We start from the raw sequence: 12,787 nt of genomic DNA, 5'->3' as shown, positions 1-12,787 counted from the left end.
ACGCTGAGGCCGGAATTCCTTTGTGTCCTTAGTGGTTCTTCGTGCCCTTCGTGATGAACCTCACCCGGGCTCAGACGTGCGCCGCGACCAACCGCCCCTCCCCAACGCCGGGCGACCGCCCTATCTGAATCGCATGACCGATCTGTCTCCCCGCGAAATCGTCTCCGAACTGGACCGCTTCATCGTCGGACAGGACGACGCCAAGCGCGCCGTGGCCGTGGCGCTGAGAAACCGCTGGCGGCGCAAGCGCGTGCCTGAGGACCTGCGCGACGAGGTGACGCCGAAGAACATTCTGATGATCGGGCCGACGGGCGTCGGCAAGACCGAGATCGCGCGGCGGCTGGCCCGGCTGGCGGGGTCGCCCTTCCTGAAGGTCGAGGCGACCAAATTCACCGAGGTCGGCTATGTCGGGCGCGACGTCGACCAGATCATGCGCGACCTGGTCGAGGCGGCGCTGGTGATGGTGCGCGACAAGCGCCGCTCAGGCGTGAAGGCGCGGGCGGAAGGGCAGGCGGAGGAACGGATTCTGGACGCCCTGGTCGGTCCCGGCTCGCAGCCGGCGACGCGCGAGAGCTTCCGCAAGAAGCTGCGCGACGGCGACCTGGACGACAAGGAGATCGAGATCGCCCTGGCCGACACCTCGTCGCCGATGCAGGGGCTGGACCTGCCGGGTGGCGGCAACGTCGGGATGATCAATCTGTCCGAGATGCTGGGCAAGCTGGGCGGCGGCCGCACCCGCAACGTCAAGCTGACGGTGCGCGACGCGGTCGGTCCGCTGGTGACCGAGGAGAGCGACAAGCTGCTGGATCAGGAAAGCCTGACCAAGGAAGCCCTGCTGCTGGCCGAGAACGAGGGCATCGTCTTCATCGACGAGATCGACAAGGTGGCCGGACGATCGGACCGCGCGGGCGGCGCCGACGTGTCGCGCGAGGGCGTGCAGCGCGACCTGCTGCCGCTGATCGAGGGCACGACGGTGTCGACGAAATACGGGCCGGTGAAGTCGGACCATGTGCTGTTCATCGCCTCGGGCGCCTTCCATGTGGCCAAGCCCAGCGACCTGTTGCCGGAACTGCAGGGGCGTCTTCCGATCCGGGTGGAGCTGAAGGCCCTGACCCGCGACGACTTCGTGCGCATCCTGACCGAGCCGGAAGCCAATCTGATCCGTCAGAACCAGGCGCTGCTGGCGACCGAGCAGGTGACCCTGACCTTCACGCCGGACGCGGTGGAGGCCATGGCCGACGCGGCGGTGGCGGCGAACTCGGCGGTCGAGAACATCGGTGCCCGGCGGCTGCAGACCGTGCTGGAGCGCGTGCTGGAGGAGACCAGTTTCAAGGCCTCAGACCTGGCCGGGCAGACGGTGACTTTCGATGGCGAGCGCGTGCGCGAACGCGTCGGCGATCTGGCGAAGAACGCCGACCTGAGCCGCTACATCCTCTGACGATCAGGTCGCGGGCGCGCTTTCGGCGTGGGCGCGGGCGCGGTCACGCTGGACGGCCTCGACCTCTTCATTGGCGACGCGCTGTTTCATCGTGACGGCGGCCGGGGCCTCCACCGTCGGCGCAGGCGCCGGGCTCGGCCGCAGGAAATCGGCGCCGATGAGCACGACCACGAGGACCGCAAGGCCGCCGAGGATCCAGACGCCGATCATGCTGCCGCCGCGATTGCGGCGGGCGACGGGATCTTCCCGCATTCGGATATCTCCTGATGTCAGCCACCTTAACACGGTGACACTGTCGGCCGTTCCACAATCGCCGTGCGCTTGAAAACGGAACACATGCAGAACATAAAGGGCTGATGGCCGCCGAACTCCTGCAGATCGATCTCGTCTTCAGCCGACCGGAGACCACCCTGTCCGTGACGCGGGGGGCGGCGCGGCTGATGCTCGACATGGGCTATGCGCCGCTGCTGGAGGTGGGGCTGCCCAACGGCCGGCGCGCCGACGTGATGGCGCTGGGCCCGCGCGGGGACATCGTCATCTGCGAGGTGAAGTCGGGGCTTGAGGACTATCGCGTCGACCGGAAATGGGGCGAGTACGGCCCCTATTGCGACGCCTTCTATTTCGCCGTGGCGCCCGAGTTTCCCGAAGGCATCCTGCCGGTCGAGCCGGGGATGATCGTCGCCGACGGCTTCGGCGGGGCGGTGGTGCGCGAGGCGCCGCTGAGCCCGCTGGCGCCCGCGCGGCGCAAGGCGCTGACCCTGGCCTTCGCCCGGCTGGGGGCGATGCGCACGCTGCGGGATCAGTCGGGCGTCTGATTGCTCTCGACGACGCGGCCGCTTTCGCCCGCGGACATGATGGCGGCGACGGAGGCCGCGCAGCCGGTCAGGCGCTCGCCGGCGAACTCGACCCGGGCGGTGAGGGGATAGATGCGGTCGCTCATGCCGTCCGAGCAGTCGGCGGTGTTCAGCTTCATCATCAGGTCGAGGCCGCCGGTGGTGGTGCCGCGATAGACCACCGCGTCGTTCTGAACCTCGCGCCGGGCGATGATGTGCTGCTCCGGGCGGTCGACGCCGGTGAAGACCAGGGCCTCGCCATGCGCCTCAAGCGACCAGAAGGGCTCGGTTCCCAGGGCGCGGACCGGCTGATCCAGATTGACGCCGGCGAGGACGGGCGAGGGCGCCGTCGGCGGCGCAGCCGAGGCGCAGGCGCTCAGCGCCGCGGCGGACACCAGGATGAGACAGGGGCGGACCATGCGGGCTCCTCCATCAGGCTGCCGGGGCGGCGGGCTGCTCCACGACAGGGCCGCTTTCACCAGCGGCGGCGAAGGCTGCGGACGAGGCGCCGCAGCCCATGAGGGTTTCCTCGCCGACCTTGACCAGGGCGGTGAGCGGATAGGTGCGATCGCTCATGCCGTCGCTGCATTCGGTCGCCGTCAGGGTGATCTCGATGCCGGTTCCGGCGGCCGTTTCGGTCGCCAGGGTGGCGACCGTGCCCTGGACGACGGGCTTCGACTGCGGGCCGCGCTGTTCGGGGCGGTCGAGGCCGGAATAGACGACCTCGGAACCGGTCAGTTCGATGCCCCAGAAGGGTTCGGTGCCGACGAGGCGCACCGGCCTGGTCAGGTCGACGCCCGCCAGCTTGGGCGCCGGCTCGGCCGGTTCGACGGTCGGCGCGGTGTCGGCGCCGCCGGAGTCGCAGGCGGAGACGAGAAGCAGCGACGCGACGGCGGCGATGGACAGACGCATGGGGGGCTCCACTAACGGTCGAAAAGGAAGCGCCCCTCAATCCCGCGGGTCAAGAGCTAGAGCCAGCCCTTCTTCTTGAACCAGGCCAGCGGAAGGATGGCCGAAATCACCATGGCGACGAGGGCGATGGGGTAGCCCCAGCCTTCGCCCAGCTCGGGCATGTGGGTGAAATTCATGCCGTAGATCGAGGCGATGAGGGTCGGCGGCAGGAAGGCGACGGCGGCGACCGAGAAGATCTTGATGATCGACGACTGCTCGATGTTGATCAGACCGAGGGCGGCCGACAGCTGGAAATTGATCGACGAGGCGACGGCCTGGTTGTGGCCGATCAGGCTTTCGGCGTCGCGGCTGAGCGAGCGCAGGTGGGCGCGGGCGTCGCCGCTGTCGACGCGCTCGTCGATGCCGACGAAGGCGAAGATGCGGACGAGGCCGGCGAGGCTTTGCTCAAGCCGCGCATTGGCCATCTGGGCGCGACCCAGCTTGGTGATCAGCTTCTCGAACCCGACCGTGCGGCCGCCGGAGAAGACGTGGTTGGCGATGCCTTCGACCCGGGCGACGTTGCGGGACAGGATGTCCGAGGCGCGGTCGATGATCGATTCCATCAGATGCAGGAAGATGTCGACGCCGGAGACGCAGAGGCCGGCTTCGCGCTCCAGCTTCTCGGCCATCATCGAGAAGGGCTTCGGGTTGGCGTAGCGGATGGTGATCAGCGGGCCGGTGGTGAGGATGAAGGTCACCGGATCGACGGCCGGGATCTCCTCGTCGCCGCGGACGATGATGTCGGCGGTCATGTAGGTGGCGCCGTTCTCGCGATAGACGCGGCTGGAGGCCTCCAGCTCGGCCATCTCCTCGCGGGTCGGGACGGACAGACCCAGGGCGGCCTCGACGGCGAGGTCCTCCTCGCGGGTCGGATCGGTCAGGTCGATCCAGATGATGTCGGGGGTCAGCTGCAGGCGGGCCGCGTCGACGACGCCGGGCTCGCAGCTGGCGCCGCCGGTTTTGTAGACGCGGATCATGTGGAGGCCCCTGCGCGCGAGGCCGGGCGGTCAGGGCGCAGGCGCGACCGGAGCCGAGGCCATGAGCACGCCCTCGTTGGGGTGCTGCGGCGCCTTGTAGATGAATCCGTGCGTCGGATAGACGGTGGTGCCGAGGTCATTGATCGGGTTGTACCAGACCTTCACCGCAGTCCAATCGCCGGCGTCGGATACGTCGACGACGGTGACGTTCTCCTCGACCTTGCCGCGGCTGCCGCCCCAGTTGGCGTGGGTGACGCGGATGACGCGGTCGGTCAGGACTTCAGACACGACGGCGACGTGGCCGCGGCTCATACGGCCGCTGGACTCGAAGGCGAGAACCGACCCGGTGCGCGGACGCTGGCCGGTCTGGAAGCGGTTCTGGGCCTGGGTCCACCAGGTGCTGGCGTCGCCGAAAATCTCGATGCCCGAGAACATGCGGGCGAAGGTGACGCACTGCCAGTACGGCTCGTCGGCCTTTGCGGAGGGGGCGGAAACGCCCATCGCAAAAAGACCGAGGGTCGCCGCAACCGCGGCGGCTGTGAGCCGTTTCGTCATGCTGGCGTGTGCTCCCGACTGCTTCGGAATCAGCCTTAGACGATAGTTTTGGAAGGTTGAAGAACCCTTTCAGGCGAATCCGGCCCCGATGAAATCGAGGGTTGACCTGAGCCGTTGCGAGTCGCGAGGGACCGCAAAGCCTTGCGGGCGGGGCGTTCAACGAGGTGGTACGTCATCACGGCTGCAACCGGAATTGCGGCGACAATGGCCAGCCACACAATGATGTGAAACCGCTTGTCGTCGGCCCCGGTGAGGCGCGCGGCGGCGTTGGTGGCAACCAGAAGCACCGGTGCGCAGACCATGTAGATCGAGTAGCTGATCTCGCCGAGATAGGTCCCGGCCTTCGAGGCGAGGACGCCGGCGCGGTCGTTCTCCAGAGAGCCGAGGGCGAGGATCAGGCCGCCGGCGGCGAGCACGGTGATCGGGTCCCACAGGCCCAGCGAGGCGCTGGCCAGCACCAGGCCGCCGAACACGAGGGCCAGCGGACCGGCGTGCGGCAGGCGGGCGCGGCGGTGGACGAGATACAGGGCGCAGCCGAGGGCGAAGCACGGCACGATGCGCAGCGCGCCCCAGCGGAAGGTGGCCTCGGTCAGGGAGAAGCCGGCCAGCGGCTCGAACGCGGCGTAGAGGCCGAGCGCGAAGGCGGCGGCGAGCGCGGTGGCGACGACGGGCCGGTTACGCAGGCGCCAGGCGACGAAGGCGAAGGCGGGGAAGCTGAGATAGGCGAACCATTCGGCGGAGATCGACCACGAGGGGTGGTTGAAGGCCGAGGTCGGGGCGAGGCCCCAGGCGTGGGTCAGGGTCAGGTGGGCCGGAAGCGCCCGCCAGTCGGTCAGGCTGGCGTCGATGCTGAGGCCGACGACCGTGGCGACGACGCCGAGGCCCAGCATGCCGAACAGGGTGACCAGGTGCAGCGGATAGACCCGCGCGATCCGGGCCCACAGGAAGCCCTTGTAGGAGAACCGCCTCTCGCCCGCCGCCTCGAGATAGACGTGGCTGAGGATGAAGCCCGACAGGACGAAGAAGACCTCCACGCCCAGATAGCCCTTCGTCACCGCTACCGGCGTGAAGCCGACCGCGAGATGGGGCCAGGCGGTGTAGAGCACCACCCAGGCGGCCGCGAGGAACCGCAGGGTGGTGAGCGCGCGCAGGTCGGGCGGGGTCTGGACCGGATTCATGCCCGCCATCCTGGGACGGCAGGCCTGGGATACGATTAAGCCGCGATCAGGCCGTGCATTCGGCCGGCTTGGTCTCGCCCGGCTTGTACATGGCGCAGGCGCGGTCGATCTCGTCCTGGATCATCTGGCAGGGGTTTTCCGGGTGGCACGGCGGATGCGAGGCCGGGCTGACGCGGGTGCAGCGGGAGGCGAGCGCGATCGCCGCGTCCGATCCCTGGTCCAGGGTGCAAGAGGTGGAGGAGGCCTCGGCCGGGGCGACGGCGTCCTCCTGCGGCGGGGCGTCGGCGGGCATGACCACCGGCTCCTGGGCGGCGGCCGCGGCCTCGGTCCCGGCGGCCTTGTCGGCCGGCGCCTCGGCGGGCTGGGTGCAGGCGGACAGCACCAGGGCGGCGGCGGTCAGCAGGATCGGCAGGCGCATGTCGTCGTCTCCGCGAATGTATCGCAGCGACGATGCCCGCTTTCCGCGAACGTGGAAACCCCGGTCGCCCGGTGCGCGAAGCTTCGCCTTACGCGGGTCTGCCAAGGGCTGCCCGCTGCATGGCGAACAGCTCGGTGCAGCCGCCGTCGGCCAGCTGGAACAGGCGGTCGAACTCGGCGCGGGTGAAGCCGCGCTTCTCGCCGGTGGCCTGGATTTCGACGATGGTGCCGGTACCGGTCAGGACGAAATTGGAGTCCGCCTCGGCCGAGGAATCCTCCTCGTAGTCGAGGTCCAGCACCGGGGCGCCGTCGCAGACGCCGCACGAAACGGCGGCGACCTGGTCGAGGATCGGGTCGGTCTTCAGCACGCCCTCGGCGCGCAGGTAGTCGAAGGCCGAGGCCATGGCGACCCAGGCGCCGGTGATGGCGGCGGTGCGGGTGCCGCCGTCGGCCTGGACGACGTCGCAGTCCAGCACGACCTGCCGCTCGCCCAGAGCCTTGAGGTCGACGACGGCGCGGAGCGAGCGGCCGATCAGGCGCTGGATCTCCTGGGTGCGGCCGGTCTGCTTGCCGGCGGCGGCCTCGCGGCGGCCGCGGGTGTGGGTGGCGCGGGGCAACATGCCGTATTCGGCGGTGACCCAGCCCTGACCCTTACCGCGCATCCAGCCCGGGACGTTCTCCTCGACCGAGGCCGTGACCAGCACCTTCGTATGGCCGAAGGAGACGAGGCACGAACCCTCGGCATAGCGGTTCACGCCGGTCTCCAGGGTGACGGTGCGGAGTTGTTCGGGGGTGCGGTTGGAGGGGCGCATGGATGGGTCCTTGGAAGCAGTCGCGGCGCTGCTTATCCTGAAACCGTGAGCCTGTCCCCTTCCTCGCCCGAGCCGTCGTCCGAAGGCGCGCCAACGCGTCGCCTGCTGCTGGCCGGGGGGCTGACCGCCCTGGTCCCTCTGGGCGGGTGCAGCGGCGCGATCGCCGTCGACGTCAGCGCGGGCGGGCCGTCGAAGCTCGCCGCGGCGGCGCAGAAGCAGTTGGGCGTGACGAAGGAATACGACGCCGCCTATGCACGGCTGCCCTATCCCGGCGGCGACGTGCCGCGAAAGACCGGCGCCTGTTCGGATGTGATCATCCGCGCCGCACGCGACGGACTGGGCCTGGACCTGCAGAAGCTGGTCCATGAGGACATGGAGGCGAATTTCGCCGCCTATCCGTCGAAGCGGCTGTGGAACCTCGACAGGCCGGATCCGAACATCGACCACCGGCGGGTGCCCAATCTGGAGGCTTATTTCCGCCGCCAGGGCGCCAGGGTGTGGGAAGCGACGGAGAAGACGGGCGGCGCGGCCTTCCCGGAGCCGCTCGAGACCGGCGACATCCTGAGCTGGCGCAGCGGCGGCGGGGCCTCGCACATCGGCCTGGTGACGCGCGGCGGCAAGGATCCGCTGATCCTGCACAACGTCGGCCACGGGGCCATGCAGCATGCGCTGTGGCCAATGGGCTTCTGGCGCGGGGCTGTGGGCCACTATCGCTGGCCGGTGAGCGCATGAAATCCCCCCTCCTCACCTCCACCTCGCTGGAGACCGGCGGGCTGACCGGGCTGGATCAGCGGGCGCGGGACATCTTCCGGCGCATCGTCGAGACCTATCTGCAGACCGGCGAGCCGGTGGGGTCGCGGACGCTGTCGATGACGGGCGTATCGCTGTCGCCGGCGTCGATCCGAAACACGATGCAGGACCTGACCCTGGCCGGGCTGCTGGCGTCGCCGCACACCTCGGCGGGGCGGATTCCGACGCATGCGGGGCTGCGGCTGTTCGTCGACGGCCTGCTGGAGATCGGCGACATCTCCAGCGAGGAGCGGCGCGAGATCGACGGGCGTCTGGCCGGGCGGGGCCGCAATTTCGACGAGGCGCTGAACGAGGCCTCGTCGCTGCTGTCCGGTCTGGCCGGCGGCGCGGGCATCGTGGCCAGCCCGGTGCGCGACGCCGGGGTGAAGCATGTGGAGTTCGTGGCCCTGGGCCACGACCAGGCGCTGGCGGTGCTGGTGGCGGACGACGGCACGGTCGAGAACCGACTGATGCCGCTGAAGGCCGGGGTGACGCCCTCGACGCTGCAGGAGGCTTCGAATTTCCTGAACGCGCGGCTGAAGGGCCGGCCGCTGCATGAGGCGCGCACCGAGATGCGCACCGAACTGGACATCGCCCGGCGCGAGCTGGACGCCGCCGCGGCGCGGCTGGTCGAGGACGGGCTGGCCGCCTGGTCCGGCGGGGCGGAGCGCGAGCGGGCCCTGATCGTGCGCGGCCGGGCCAATCTGCTGCAGGACGCGGGGGCCATGGAGGACCTGGAGAAGGTCCGGGTGCTGTTCGACGATCTGGAGCAGAAGGAACAGCTGATCGGCCTGCTGGACGGGGTGTCGACGGCCCAGGGCGTGCGCATCTTTATCGGCGCGGAAACGCGTCTGTTTTCGCTTTCGGGTTCCGCAGTGATCGCGGCGCCCTATATGAGCGGCCGACAGCGGGTTCTGGGCGCCATCGGCGTCATCGGCCCCGCGCGACTGAACTACGCCCGTATCATCCCGTTGGTGGACTACACCGCCCGGGTGCTGGGCCGGATGCTGGACGGACAAGAGACGTGAACGAGACGCCCGATACCCCGATTTCTGAAGAACTGGCCGCGGACATGGCCGAGGCTGAAGCCAATGCGGAGGCGGGGCTGGACGACGGCCTCGGCCCGATCGACGCCCTGATCGCCGAGCGCGACCAGTGGAAGGATCGGGCCCTGCGCGCCGTGGCCGAGGCCGAGAACACGAAAAAGCGCGCCGAGACGCAGAACAACGACGCCCGCGCCTACGCCATCCAGAAATTCGCCCGCGACCTGCTGGTGGTGTCCGACAACCTCGAGCGCGCCATCCAGCATGCGCCCAAGGACGCCGATCAGGCGGCCGCGGGCCTGATCTCGGGGCTGGAGCTGACCCACAAGGCGCTGCTGCAGGCGTTCGAGGGCAACAATCTGCGCCGCGTCGCGCCGGAGCCGGGCGAGGCCTTCGATCCGCACCTGCATCAGGCGATGATGGAGCAGCCGTCCGACACGGTTCAGGGCGGCCAGGTCATCCAGACCCTGCAGCCCGGCTACGCCCTGTTCGGCCGGACCGTGCGCCCGGCGATGGTCGTGGTGGCGGCCCGTGGATCGGGCGCCGCGGCGGGCAACGCGGCTTACAACCCGGGCGGCGGCGGCAGCGGCGGGAATTTCGACGGCCAGGCCTGACTCAGTATCCGCTCATCCCGGCGAAAGCCGGGACCCAGTCCTGTCGGTGAAGCGCTGCTGCGTGGGATTGGCCGGGCGGATCATCGCCTGAATCCGATCATCCAAAGCACTGGGTCCCGGCTTTCGCCGGGATGAGCGGAGTTATTTGAGGCGTTCTCCAAAGAAGGCCAGCAGCTTGCTCCAGCCTTCGGCGGCGGCTTCCGGGCGGAAGCTGTCGCGGTAGTCGGCGTGGAAGCCGTGCGGGGCGCCCGGGAAGACGATGATCTCGCTTGAGGTCTGGCCGGCGGCGGCCAGGGCGCTGCGCATGGCTTCGACGCTTTCCAGCGGGATGCCGCGGTCGTTCTCGCCGTAGAGGCCCAGCACGGGACATTTGAGGTCGTCGGCGAGGTCGACCGGCCAGGGCTGGCCGGCGGCGGCCTGTTGCGGCGTGGCGGTCGGAGCCGGGGCCAGGCGGCCGTACCAGGCGACGCCGGCGTCGATGACGGCGAAGCGGGCGCAGGCCTGCCACACCACCTTGCCGCCCCAGCACCAGCCGGTGACGCCGACCTTGTCGGCCTTCGCCCAGAGCTGCTGGCTGGTCCATTCCAGGGTGGCGGAGATGTCGCCCATGACCTGTTCGTATGATGCGGCGCCGACGATCTCCTGGATGCGCTGCATGTCGCTGAGCGGGGCCGGGTCCTCGACGCGGACGAAGAAGGCGGGGGCGATGGCGGCGTAGCCCTGGTGCGCCAGGCGGCGGCAGCAGTCGCGGATGTATTCGTGCACGCCGAAGATCTCGGACACGACGATGATTACCGGATGCGGGCCGTCGCCGGTCGGGCGGGCCACGTAGATCGGCAGGTCGAAGCCGTCGGGCGCGGGAACGGTGGTCTGTTCGATCGTCAGGCCGTCGTCGCCGGTCTGGATCGGCGCGGCCTGGGCGGCGAGGGCCGCAGGCGCATAGCCGGCGAAGAACAGCCCGCCGATCGTGCCGGTCGCCAGGGCGCGGCGGCTGAAGCGGATGTCGTCGGGCTCGGGACCTTCGGGGCGGATCAGCGTCGTCATCGGCAGGGCTCCGTCGCTTGCAGGAAGCGGGACAGTGGCGGCGGCTCCGGCGGCCGTCGAGTCACGATTGGCGTGAGGCCGGTCCCGCCTTGCGCAGGGTCAGGTTGATGCGGCCGCCGCCGGGGACCAGGGTCGAGGAGCCGGGAACCAGCCGGTCGATCCCGTGCCGCGCCAGTCGCGCCGGGCCGGTGAGGGCGCAGACGTCGCCGGACGACAGCCGGATCGCCTTCGTCGGCCCGCCGTCGGCCGCGCCGATGCGGAACAGGGCCGCGTCGCCCAGGGAGACGGACAGGACGGGGGCGTTCAGGTCGGCCTCGTCCCGGTCCTGGTGCAGACCCATCTTCGCCGGGCCGCGGTACAGGTTTACGAGGCAGGAATCCGGCGGCTCCGGCCAGCCGGTGAGGTCGCGCCAGAGGTCGAGCAACGTCTGCGGCATCGGCGGCCAGGGCGCGCCGGTGACCGGATGGGTCGGTTGGTAGCGATAGCCGGCGCGGTCGGAGACCCAACCCAGCGGGCCGAGGTTGCTCATCTGAACCGAGAACGGCCGCCCGGTGCGGGTCACCGGCTGGTGGAAGGGCGCCTGTTCGACACCGGCCAGCACCTCGGCCAGCAGGTCGGCCTGCGCCGCCGGGGTCAGGGCGCCGGGCCAGTAGCGGAAGCCGTCGACGCCGGTGTCGATCTGGCGGGGCGGGGTCATCGGACGGCTCAGGAGAATGTTAAGCGGGCGAGGCTAGCGTGCGCCGCATGGATCGTCGCGCCCTTCTCGGCCTCGCCGCCGTCGCCGTCACCGCCAAACCCGCCGCCGCGTCGTCGGGCGGCGGAAGCGCGCCGGCCCTGCCCAGCTATACGCGCCTGCCGACGGTGACCGCCAACATGCGGCGCCCCGGCGGACAGATGGGGGTGATGACCGTGGAGGTCGGCGTCGACACGCCGGATGCGGCCCTGCGCACGCGGGTGGCGCAATCCGCTCCGCGGCTGCGCGCCGCCTACGCTGCCGTGGTGCAGGAAGCGGCGACCGTGCTGCTGCCCGGCGCGCCGCCGGATCTCGAACGGCTGGTGGCCCAGCTTCAGGCGGCGACGGATCGCACCCTGGGCCGACGCGGCGCGCGCCTGCTGATCGGCACGGTGTTGGTGGTCTGATCAGTCCTTCGTGGGACTGACCTGGTTCGCATCGCCATAGGTCAGGGCGAGGAAGACGTCTTCCAGATCCGGATCCTCGGTGGTGATGTCGTGGATGGTCACGCCGGCCGAGCGGACGGCGGCGAGTACCTGTTCCACCGACGACTGGCCCTTTTTGTAGGTGATGGCGAAGGCCCCGTTCGGGCGGCCGACCACGTCGAAGCCCTTGATCGTCGGCAGGCCGTTCAGCTCGCCTTCCGGCGTGACGATGACGTTGCGGGTGTCGAGACGGCGCAGCAGCTGCGGCGTCGGCTCGCAGGCCACGACCTCGCCCCGGTTCATGATGGCGATGGTGTCGCAGAGCTCCTGCGCCTCCTCCAGGTAGTGGGTGGTCAGCAGGATGGTCACGCCCTCGGCGTTGATGCGGCGGACGTATTCCCACAGCTGGCGGCGCAGCTCGACGTCGACGCCGGCGGTCGGCTCGTCGAGGATCAGGATGGGCGGATTGTGGACCAGGGCCTTGGCGACCATCAGGCGGCGCTTCATGCCGCCGGACAGGGCGCGGACGTAGGCGTTGGCCTTGTCGGACAGGCCTAGGGCGGCGAGCAGCTCGTCCGAGCGACGCTCCCTGGCCGGCACGCCGTAGAACCCGGCCTGGACCTCCAGAGCCTCTCTGGGGGTGAAGAAGACGTCGGCGACGATCTCCTGCGGCACCACGCCGAGGGCGGCGCGGGCGTCGCGGGGCTGTTTGTCGATGTCGCGGCCCCAGATCGAGGCCGTGCCGCCGGTCTTGTTCACGACCCCGGCGAGGATGTTGATCAGGGTCGACTTGCCCGCGCCGTTGGGGCCCAGAAGGCCGAACATCGAGCCGCGCGGGATGACCAGGTCGACGCCGCGCAGGGCGGTCTTGGCCGGGGCCTTTTTCGTGCCCGCGTAGGTCTTTTCCAGACCGCGCACCTCGATGGCGTTGGCGGGCAGGGCGTCGGTCTCGGTCATTCAGGCGCTTTCGGGTGTTTC

Annotated in this window: 17 protein-coding genes; 6 read left to right on the top strand and 11 right to left on the bottom strand. The window is 69.9% G+C overall.

What is annotated here, in order from left to right; translation table 11 throughout:
• Nucleotides 1-133 precede the first annotated feature (133 nt).
• On the top strand, nucleotides 134-1,438 hold the full coding sequence (hslU, locus tag GGR12_RS00430; protein WP_183201696.1) for an ATP-dependent protease ATPase subunit HslU: 1,305 nt from the start codon (nucleotides 134-136) through the stop codon (nucleotides 1,436-1,438).
• A 3-nt stretch (nucleotides 1,439-1,441) separates the two neighbouring features.
• On the opposite strand, the gene GGR12_RS00425 is transcribed toward hslU, so the two are convergent.
• Complete coding sequence (locus GGR12_RS00425; RefSeq protein ID WP_183201694.1) at nucleotides 1,442-1,690, bottom strand: hypothetical protein; 249 nt, start codon at nucleotides 1,688-1,690, stop codon at nucleotides 1,442-1,444.
• 104 nt (nucleotides 1,691-1,794) lie between these two features.
• Between GGR12_RS00425 and mmcB the strand changes: the two genes are divergently transcribed.
• Nucleotides 1,795-2,253, top strand: coding sequence for a DNA repair putative endonuclease MmcB (gene mmcB / locus GGR12_RS00420; protein WP_183201692.1), 459 nt, complete (start codon nucleotides 1,795-1,797; stop codon nucleotides 2,251-2,253).
• Here mmcB and GGR12_RS00415 read toward each other — a convergent pair.
• From GGR12_RS00415 to rph, 7 genes are all read right to left on the bottom strand, one after another.
• Nucleotides 2,238-2,690 (bottom strand): COG3650 family protein, encoded by a 453-nt coding sequence (locus GGR12_RS00415; RefSeq protein WP_183201690.1) that lies wholly within the window; start codon nucleotides 2,688-2,690, stop codon nucleotides 2,238-2,240. The two genes, mmcB and GGR12_RS00415, sit on opposite strands and share 16 nt — an antisense overlap.
• Nucleotides 2,691-2,703: 13 nt before the next feature.
• Nucleotides 2,704-3,183 (bottom strand): COG3650 family protein, encoded by a 480-nt coding sequence (locus tag GGR12_RS00410; RefSeq protein ID WP_183201688.1) that lies wholly within the window; start codon nucleotides 3,181-3,183, stop codon nucleotides 2,704-2,706.
• A 56-nt stretch (nucleotides 3,184-3,239) separates the two neighbouring features.
• Nucleotides 3,240-4,199, bottom strand: a complete 960-nt coding sequence (locus GGR12_RS00405; protein WP_183201685.1) for a magnesium transporter CorA family protein — start codon at nucleotides 4,197-4,199, stop codon at nucleotides 3,240-3,242.
• A 30-nt stretch (nucleotides 4,200-4,229) separates the two neighbouring features.
• A complete protein-coding gene (locus GGR12_RS00400) occupies nucleotides 4,230-4,754 on the bottom strand; it encodes a CHAP domain-containing protein (protein ID WP_183201683.1) in 525 nt (174 codons plus the stop codon).
• Nucleotides 4,755-4,789: 35 nt separating this feature from the next.
• Nucleotides 4,790-5,932: an acyltransferase family protein gene (locus GGR12_RS00395; RefSeq protein ID WP_183201681.1), complete on the bottom strand. Its 1,143-nt coding sequence runs from the start codon at nucleotides 5,930-5,932 to the stop codon at nucleotides 4,790-4,792.
• Between the two features lie 46 nt (nucleotides 5,933-5,978).
• Nucleotides 5,979-6,350, bottom strand: a complete 372-nt coding sequence (locus GGR12_RS00390; RefSeq protein ID WP_183201679.1) for a hypothetical protein — start codon at nucleotides 6,348-6,350, stop codon at nucleotides 5,979-5,981.
• Between the two features lie 88 nt (nucleotides 6,351-6,438).
• Nucleotides 6,439-7,161, bottom strand: coding sequence for a ribonuclease PH (gene rph / locus GGR12_RS00385; RefSeq protein ID WP_183201677.1), 723 nt, complete (start codon nucleotides 7,159-7,161; stop codon nucleotides 6,439-6,441).
• 45 nt (nucleotides 7,162-7,206) lie between these two features.
• Between rph and GGR12_RS00380 the strand changes: the two genes are divergently transcribed.
• The 3 genes from GGR12_RS00380 to grpE are packed head-to-tail and all read left to right on the top strand — an operon-like array spanning nucleotide 7,207 to nucleotide 9,607.
• Complete coding sequence (locus GGR12_RS00380) at nucleotides 7,207-7,893, top strand: DUF1287 domain-containing protein (protein WP_343053030.1); 687 nt, start codon at nucleotides 7,207-7,209, stop codon at nucleotides 7,891-7,893.
• On the top strand, nucleotides 7,890-8,978 hold the full coding sequence (hrcA, locus tag GGR12_RS00375; RefSeq protein WP_183201673.1) for a heat-inducible transcriptional repressor HrcA: 1,089 nt from the start codon (nucleotides 7,890-7,892) through the stop codon (nucleotides 8,976-8,978). Before GGR12_RS00380 ends, hrcA begins: the two co-directional genes overlap by 4 nt.
• A gap of 44 nt (nucleotides 8,979-9,022) precedes the next feature.
• Complete coding sequence (gene grpE, locus GGR12_RS00370) at nucleotides 9,023-9,607, top strand: nucleotide exchange factor GrpE (RefSeq protein ID WP_183203698.1); 585 nt, start codon at nucleotides 9,023-9,025, stop codon at nucleotides 9,605-9,607.
• 141 nt (nucleotides 9,608-9,748) lie between these two features.
• Here grpE and GGR12_RS00365 read toward each other — a convergent pair whose 3' ends face one another.
• Both GGR12_RS00365 and GGR12_RS00360 read right to left on the bottom strand, forming a co-directional pair.
• The gene (locus GGR12_RS00365; protein WP_183201670.1) at nucleotides 9,749-10,651 is read right to left on the bottom strand and encodes a dienelactone hydrolase family protein; all 903 of its coding nucleotides are present in this window, start codon (nucleotides 10,649-10,651) and stop codon (nucleotides 9,749-9,751) included.
• A 61-nt stretch (nucleotides 10,652-10,712) separates the two neighbouring features.
• Nucleotides 10,713-11,348, bottom strand: a complete 636-nt coding sequence (locus GGR12_RS00360; protein WP_183201668.1) for an alpha-ketoglutarate-dependent dioxygenase AlkB — start codon at nucleotides 11,346-11,348, stop codon at nucleotides 10,713-10,715.
• Between the two features lie 47 nt (nucleotides 11,349-11,395).
• On the opposite strand from GGR12_RS00360, the gene GGR12_RS00355 reads away from it, so the two are divergent.
• Nucleotides 11,396-11,791, top strand: coding sequence for a Tat pathway signal protein (locus GGR12_RS00355; RefSeq protein WP_183201666.1), 396 nt, complete (start codon nucleotides 11,396-11,398; stop codon nucleotides 11,789-11,791).
• Here GGR12_RS00355 and GGR12_RS00350 read toward each other — a convergent pair whose 3' ends face one another.
• Nucleotides 11,792-12,766: an ABC transporter ATP-binding protein gene (locus tag GGR12_RS00350; RefSeq protein WP_183201664.1), complete on the bottom strand. Its 975-nt coding sequence runs from the start codon at nucleotides 12,764-12,766 to the stop codon at nucleotides 11,792-11,794.
• Between the last annotated feature and the right edge of the window lie 21 nt (nucleotides 12,767-12,787).

The sequence above is a fragment of the Brevundimonas lenta genome (assembly GCF_014196335.1).
In the GTDB taxonomy this organism is placed as follows: Bacteria; Pseudomonadota; Alphaproteobacteria; order Caulobacterales; family Caulobacteraceae; genus Brevundimonas; species Brevundimonas lenta.
Note: the sequence above shows the minus strand (reverse complement) of the source record. Positions and strands in the feature narration are given on the sequence as shown.

Bases quoted from the DNA above. Each gene is read 5' to 3' on its own strand.
- GGR12_RS00400 (WP_183201683.1), bottom strand. From the start codon at position 4,754: ATGACGAAACGGCTCACAGCCGCCGCGGTTGCGGCGACCCTCGGTCTT.
- mmcB (WP_183201692.1), top strand. From the start codon at position 1,795: ATGGCCGCCGAACTCCTGCAGATCGATCTCGTCTTCAGCCGACCGGAG.
- GGR12_RS00415 (WP_183201690.1), bottom strand. From the start codon at position 2,690: ATGGTCCGCCCCTGTCTCATCCTGGTGTCCGCCGCGGCGCTGAGCGCC.
- GGR12_RS00410 (WP_183201688.1), bottom strand. From the start codon at position 3,183: ATGCGTCTGTCCATCGCCGCCGTCGCGTCGCTGCTTCTCGTCTCCGCC.
- GGR12_RS00365 (WP_183201670.1), bottom strand. From the start codon at position 10,651: ATGACGACGCTGATCCGCCCCGAAGGTCCCGAGCCCGACGACATCCGC.
- hslU (WP_183201696.1), top strand. From the start codon at position 134: ATGACCGATCTGTCTCCCCGCGAAATCGTCTCCGAACTGGACCGCTTC.
- GGR12_RS00390 (WP_183201679.1), bottom strand. From the start codon at position 6,350: ATGCGCCTGCCGATCCTGCTGACCGCCGCCGCCCTGGTGCTGTCCGCC.
- GGR12_RS00360 (WP_183201668.1), bottom strand. From the start codon at position 11,348: ATGACCCCGCCCCGCCAGATCGACACCGGCGTCGACGGCTTCCGCTAC.
- rph (WP_183201677.1), bottom strand. From the start codon at position 7,161: ATGCGCCCCTCCAACCGCACCCCCGAACAACTCCGCACCGTCACCCTG.
- hrcA (WP_183201673.1), top strand. From the start codon at position 7,890: ATGAAATCCCCCCTCCTCACCTCCACCTCGCTGGAGACCGGCGGGCTG.
- GGR12_RS00405 (WP_183201685.1), bottom strand. From the start codon at position 4,199: ATGATCCGCGTCTACAAAACCGGCGGCGCCAGCTGCGAGCCCGGCGTC.
- GGR12_RS00425 (WP_183201694.1), bottom strand. From the start codon at position 1,690: ATGCGGGAAGATCCCGTCGCCCGCCGCAATCGCGGCGGCAGCATGATC.
- GGR12_RS00355 (WP_183201666.1), top strand. From the start codon at position 11,396: ATGGATCGTCGCGCCCTTCTCGGCCTCGCCGCCGTCGCCGTCACCGCC.
- GGR12_RS00395 (WP_183201681.1), bottom strand. From the start codon at position 5,932: ATGAATCCGGTCCAGACCCCGCCCGACCTGCGCGCGCTCACCACCCTG.
- GGR12_RS00350 (WP_183201664.1), bottom strand. From the start codon at position 12,766: ATGACCGAGACCGACGCCCTGCCCGCCAACGCCATCGAGGTGCGCGGT.
- grpE (WP_183203698.1), top strand. From the start codon at position 9,023: ATGGCCGAGGCTGAAGCCAATGCGGAGGCGGGGCTGGACGACGGCCTC.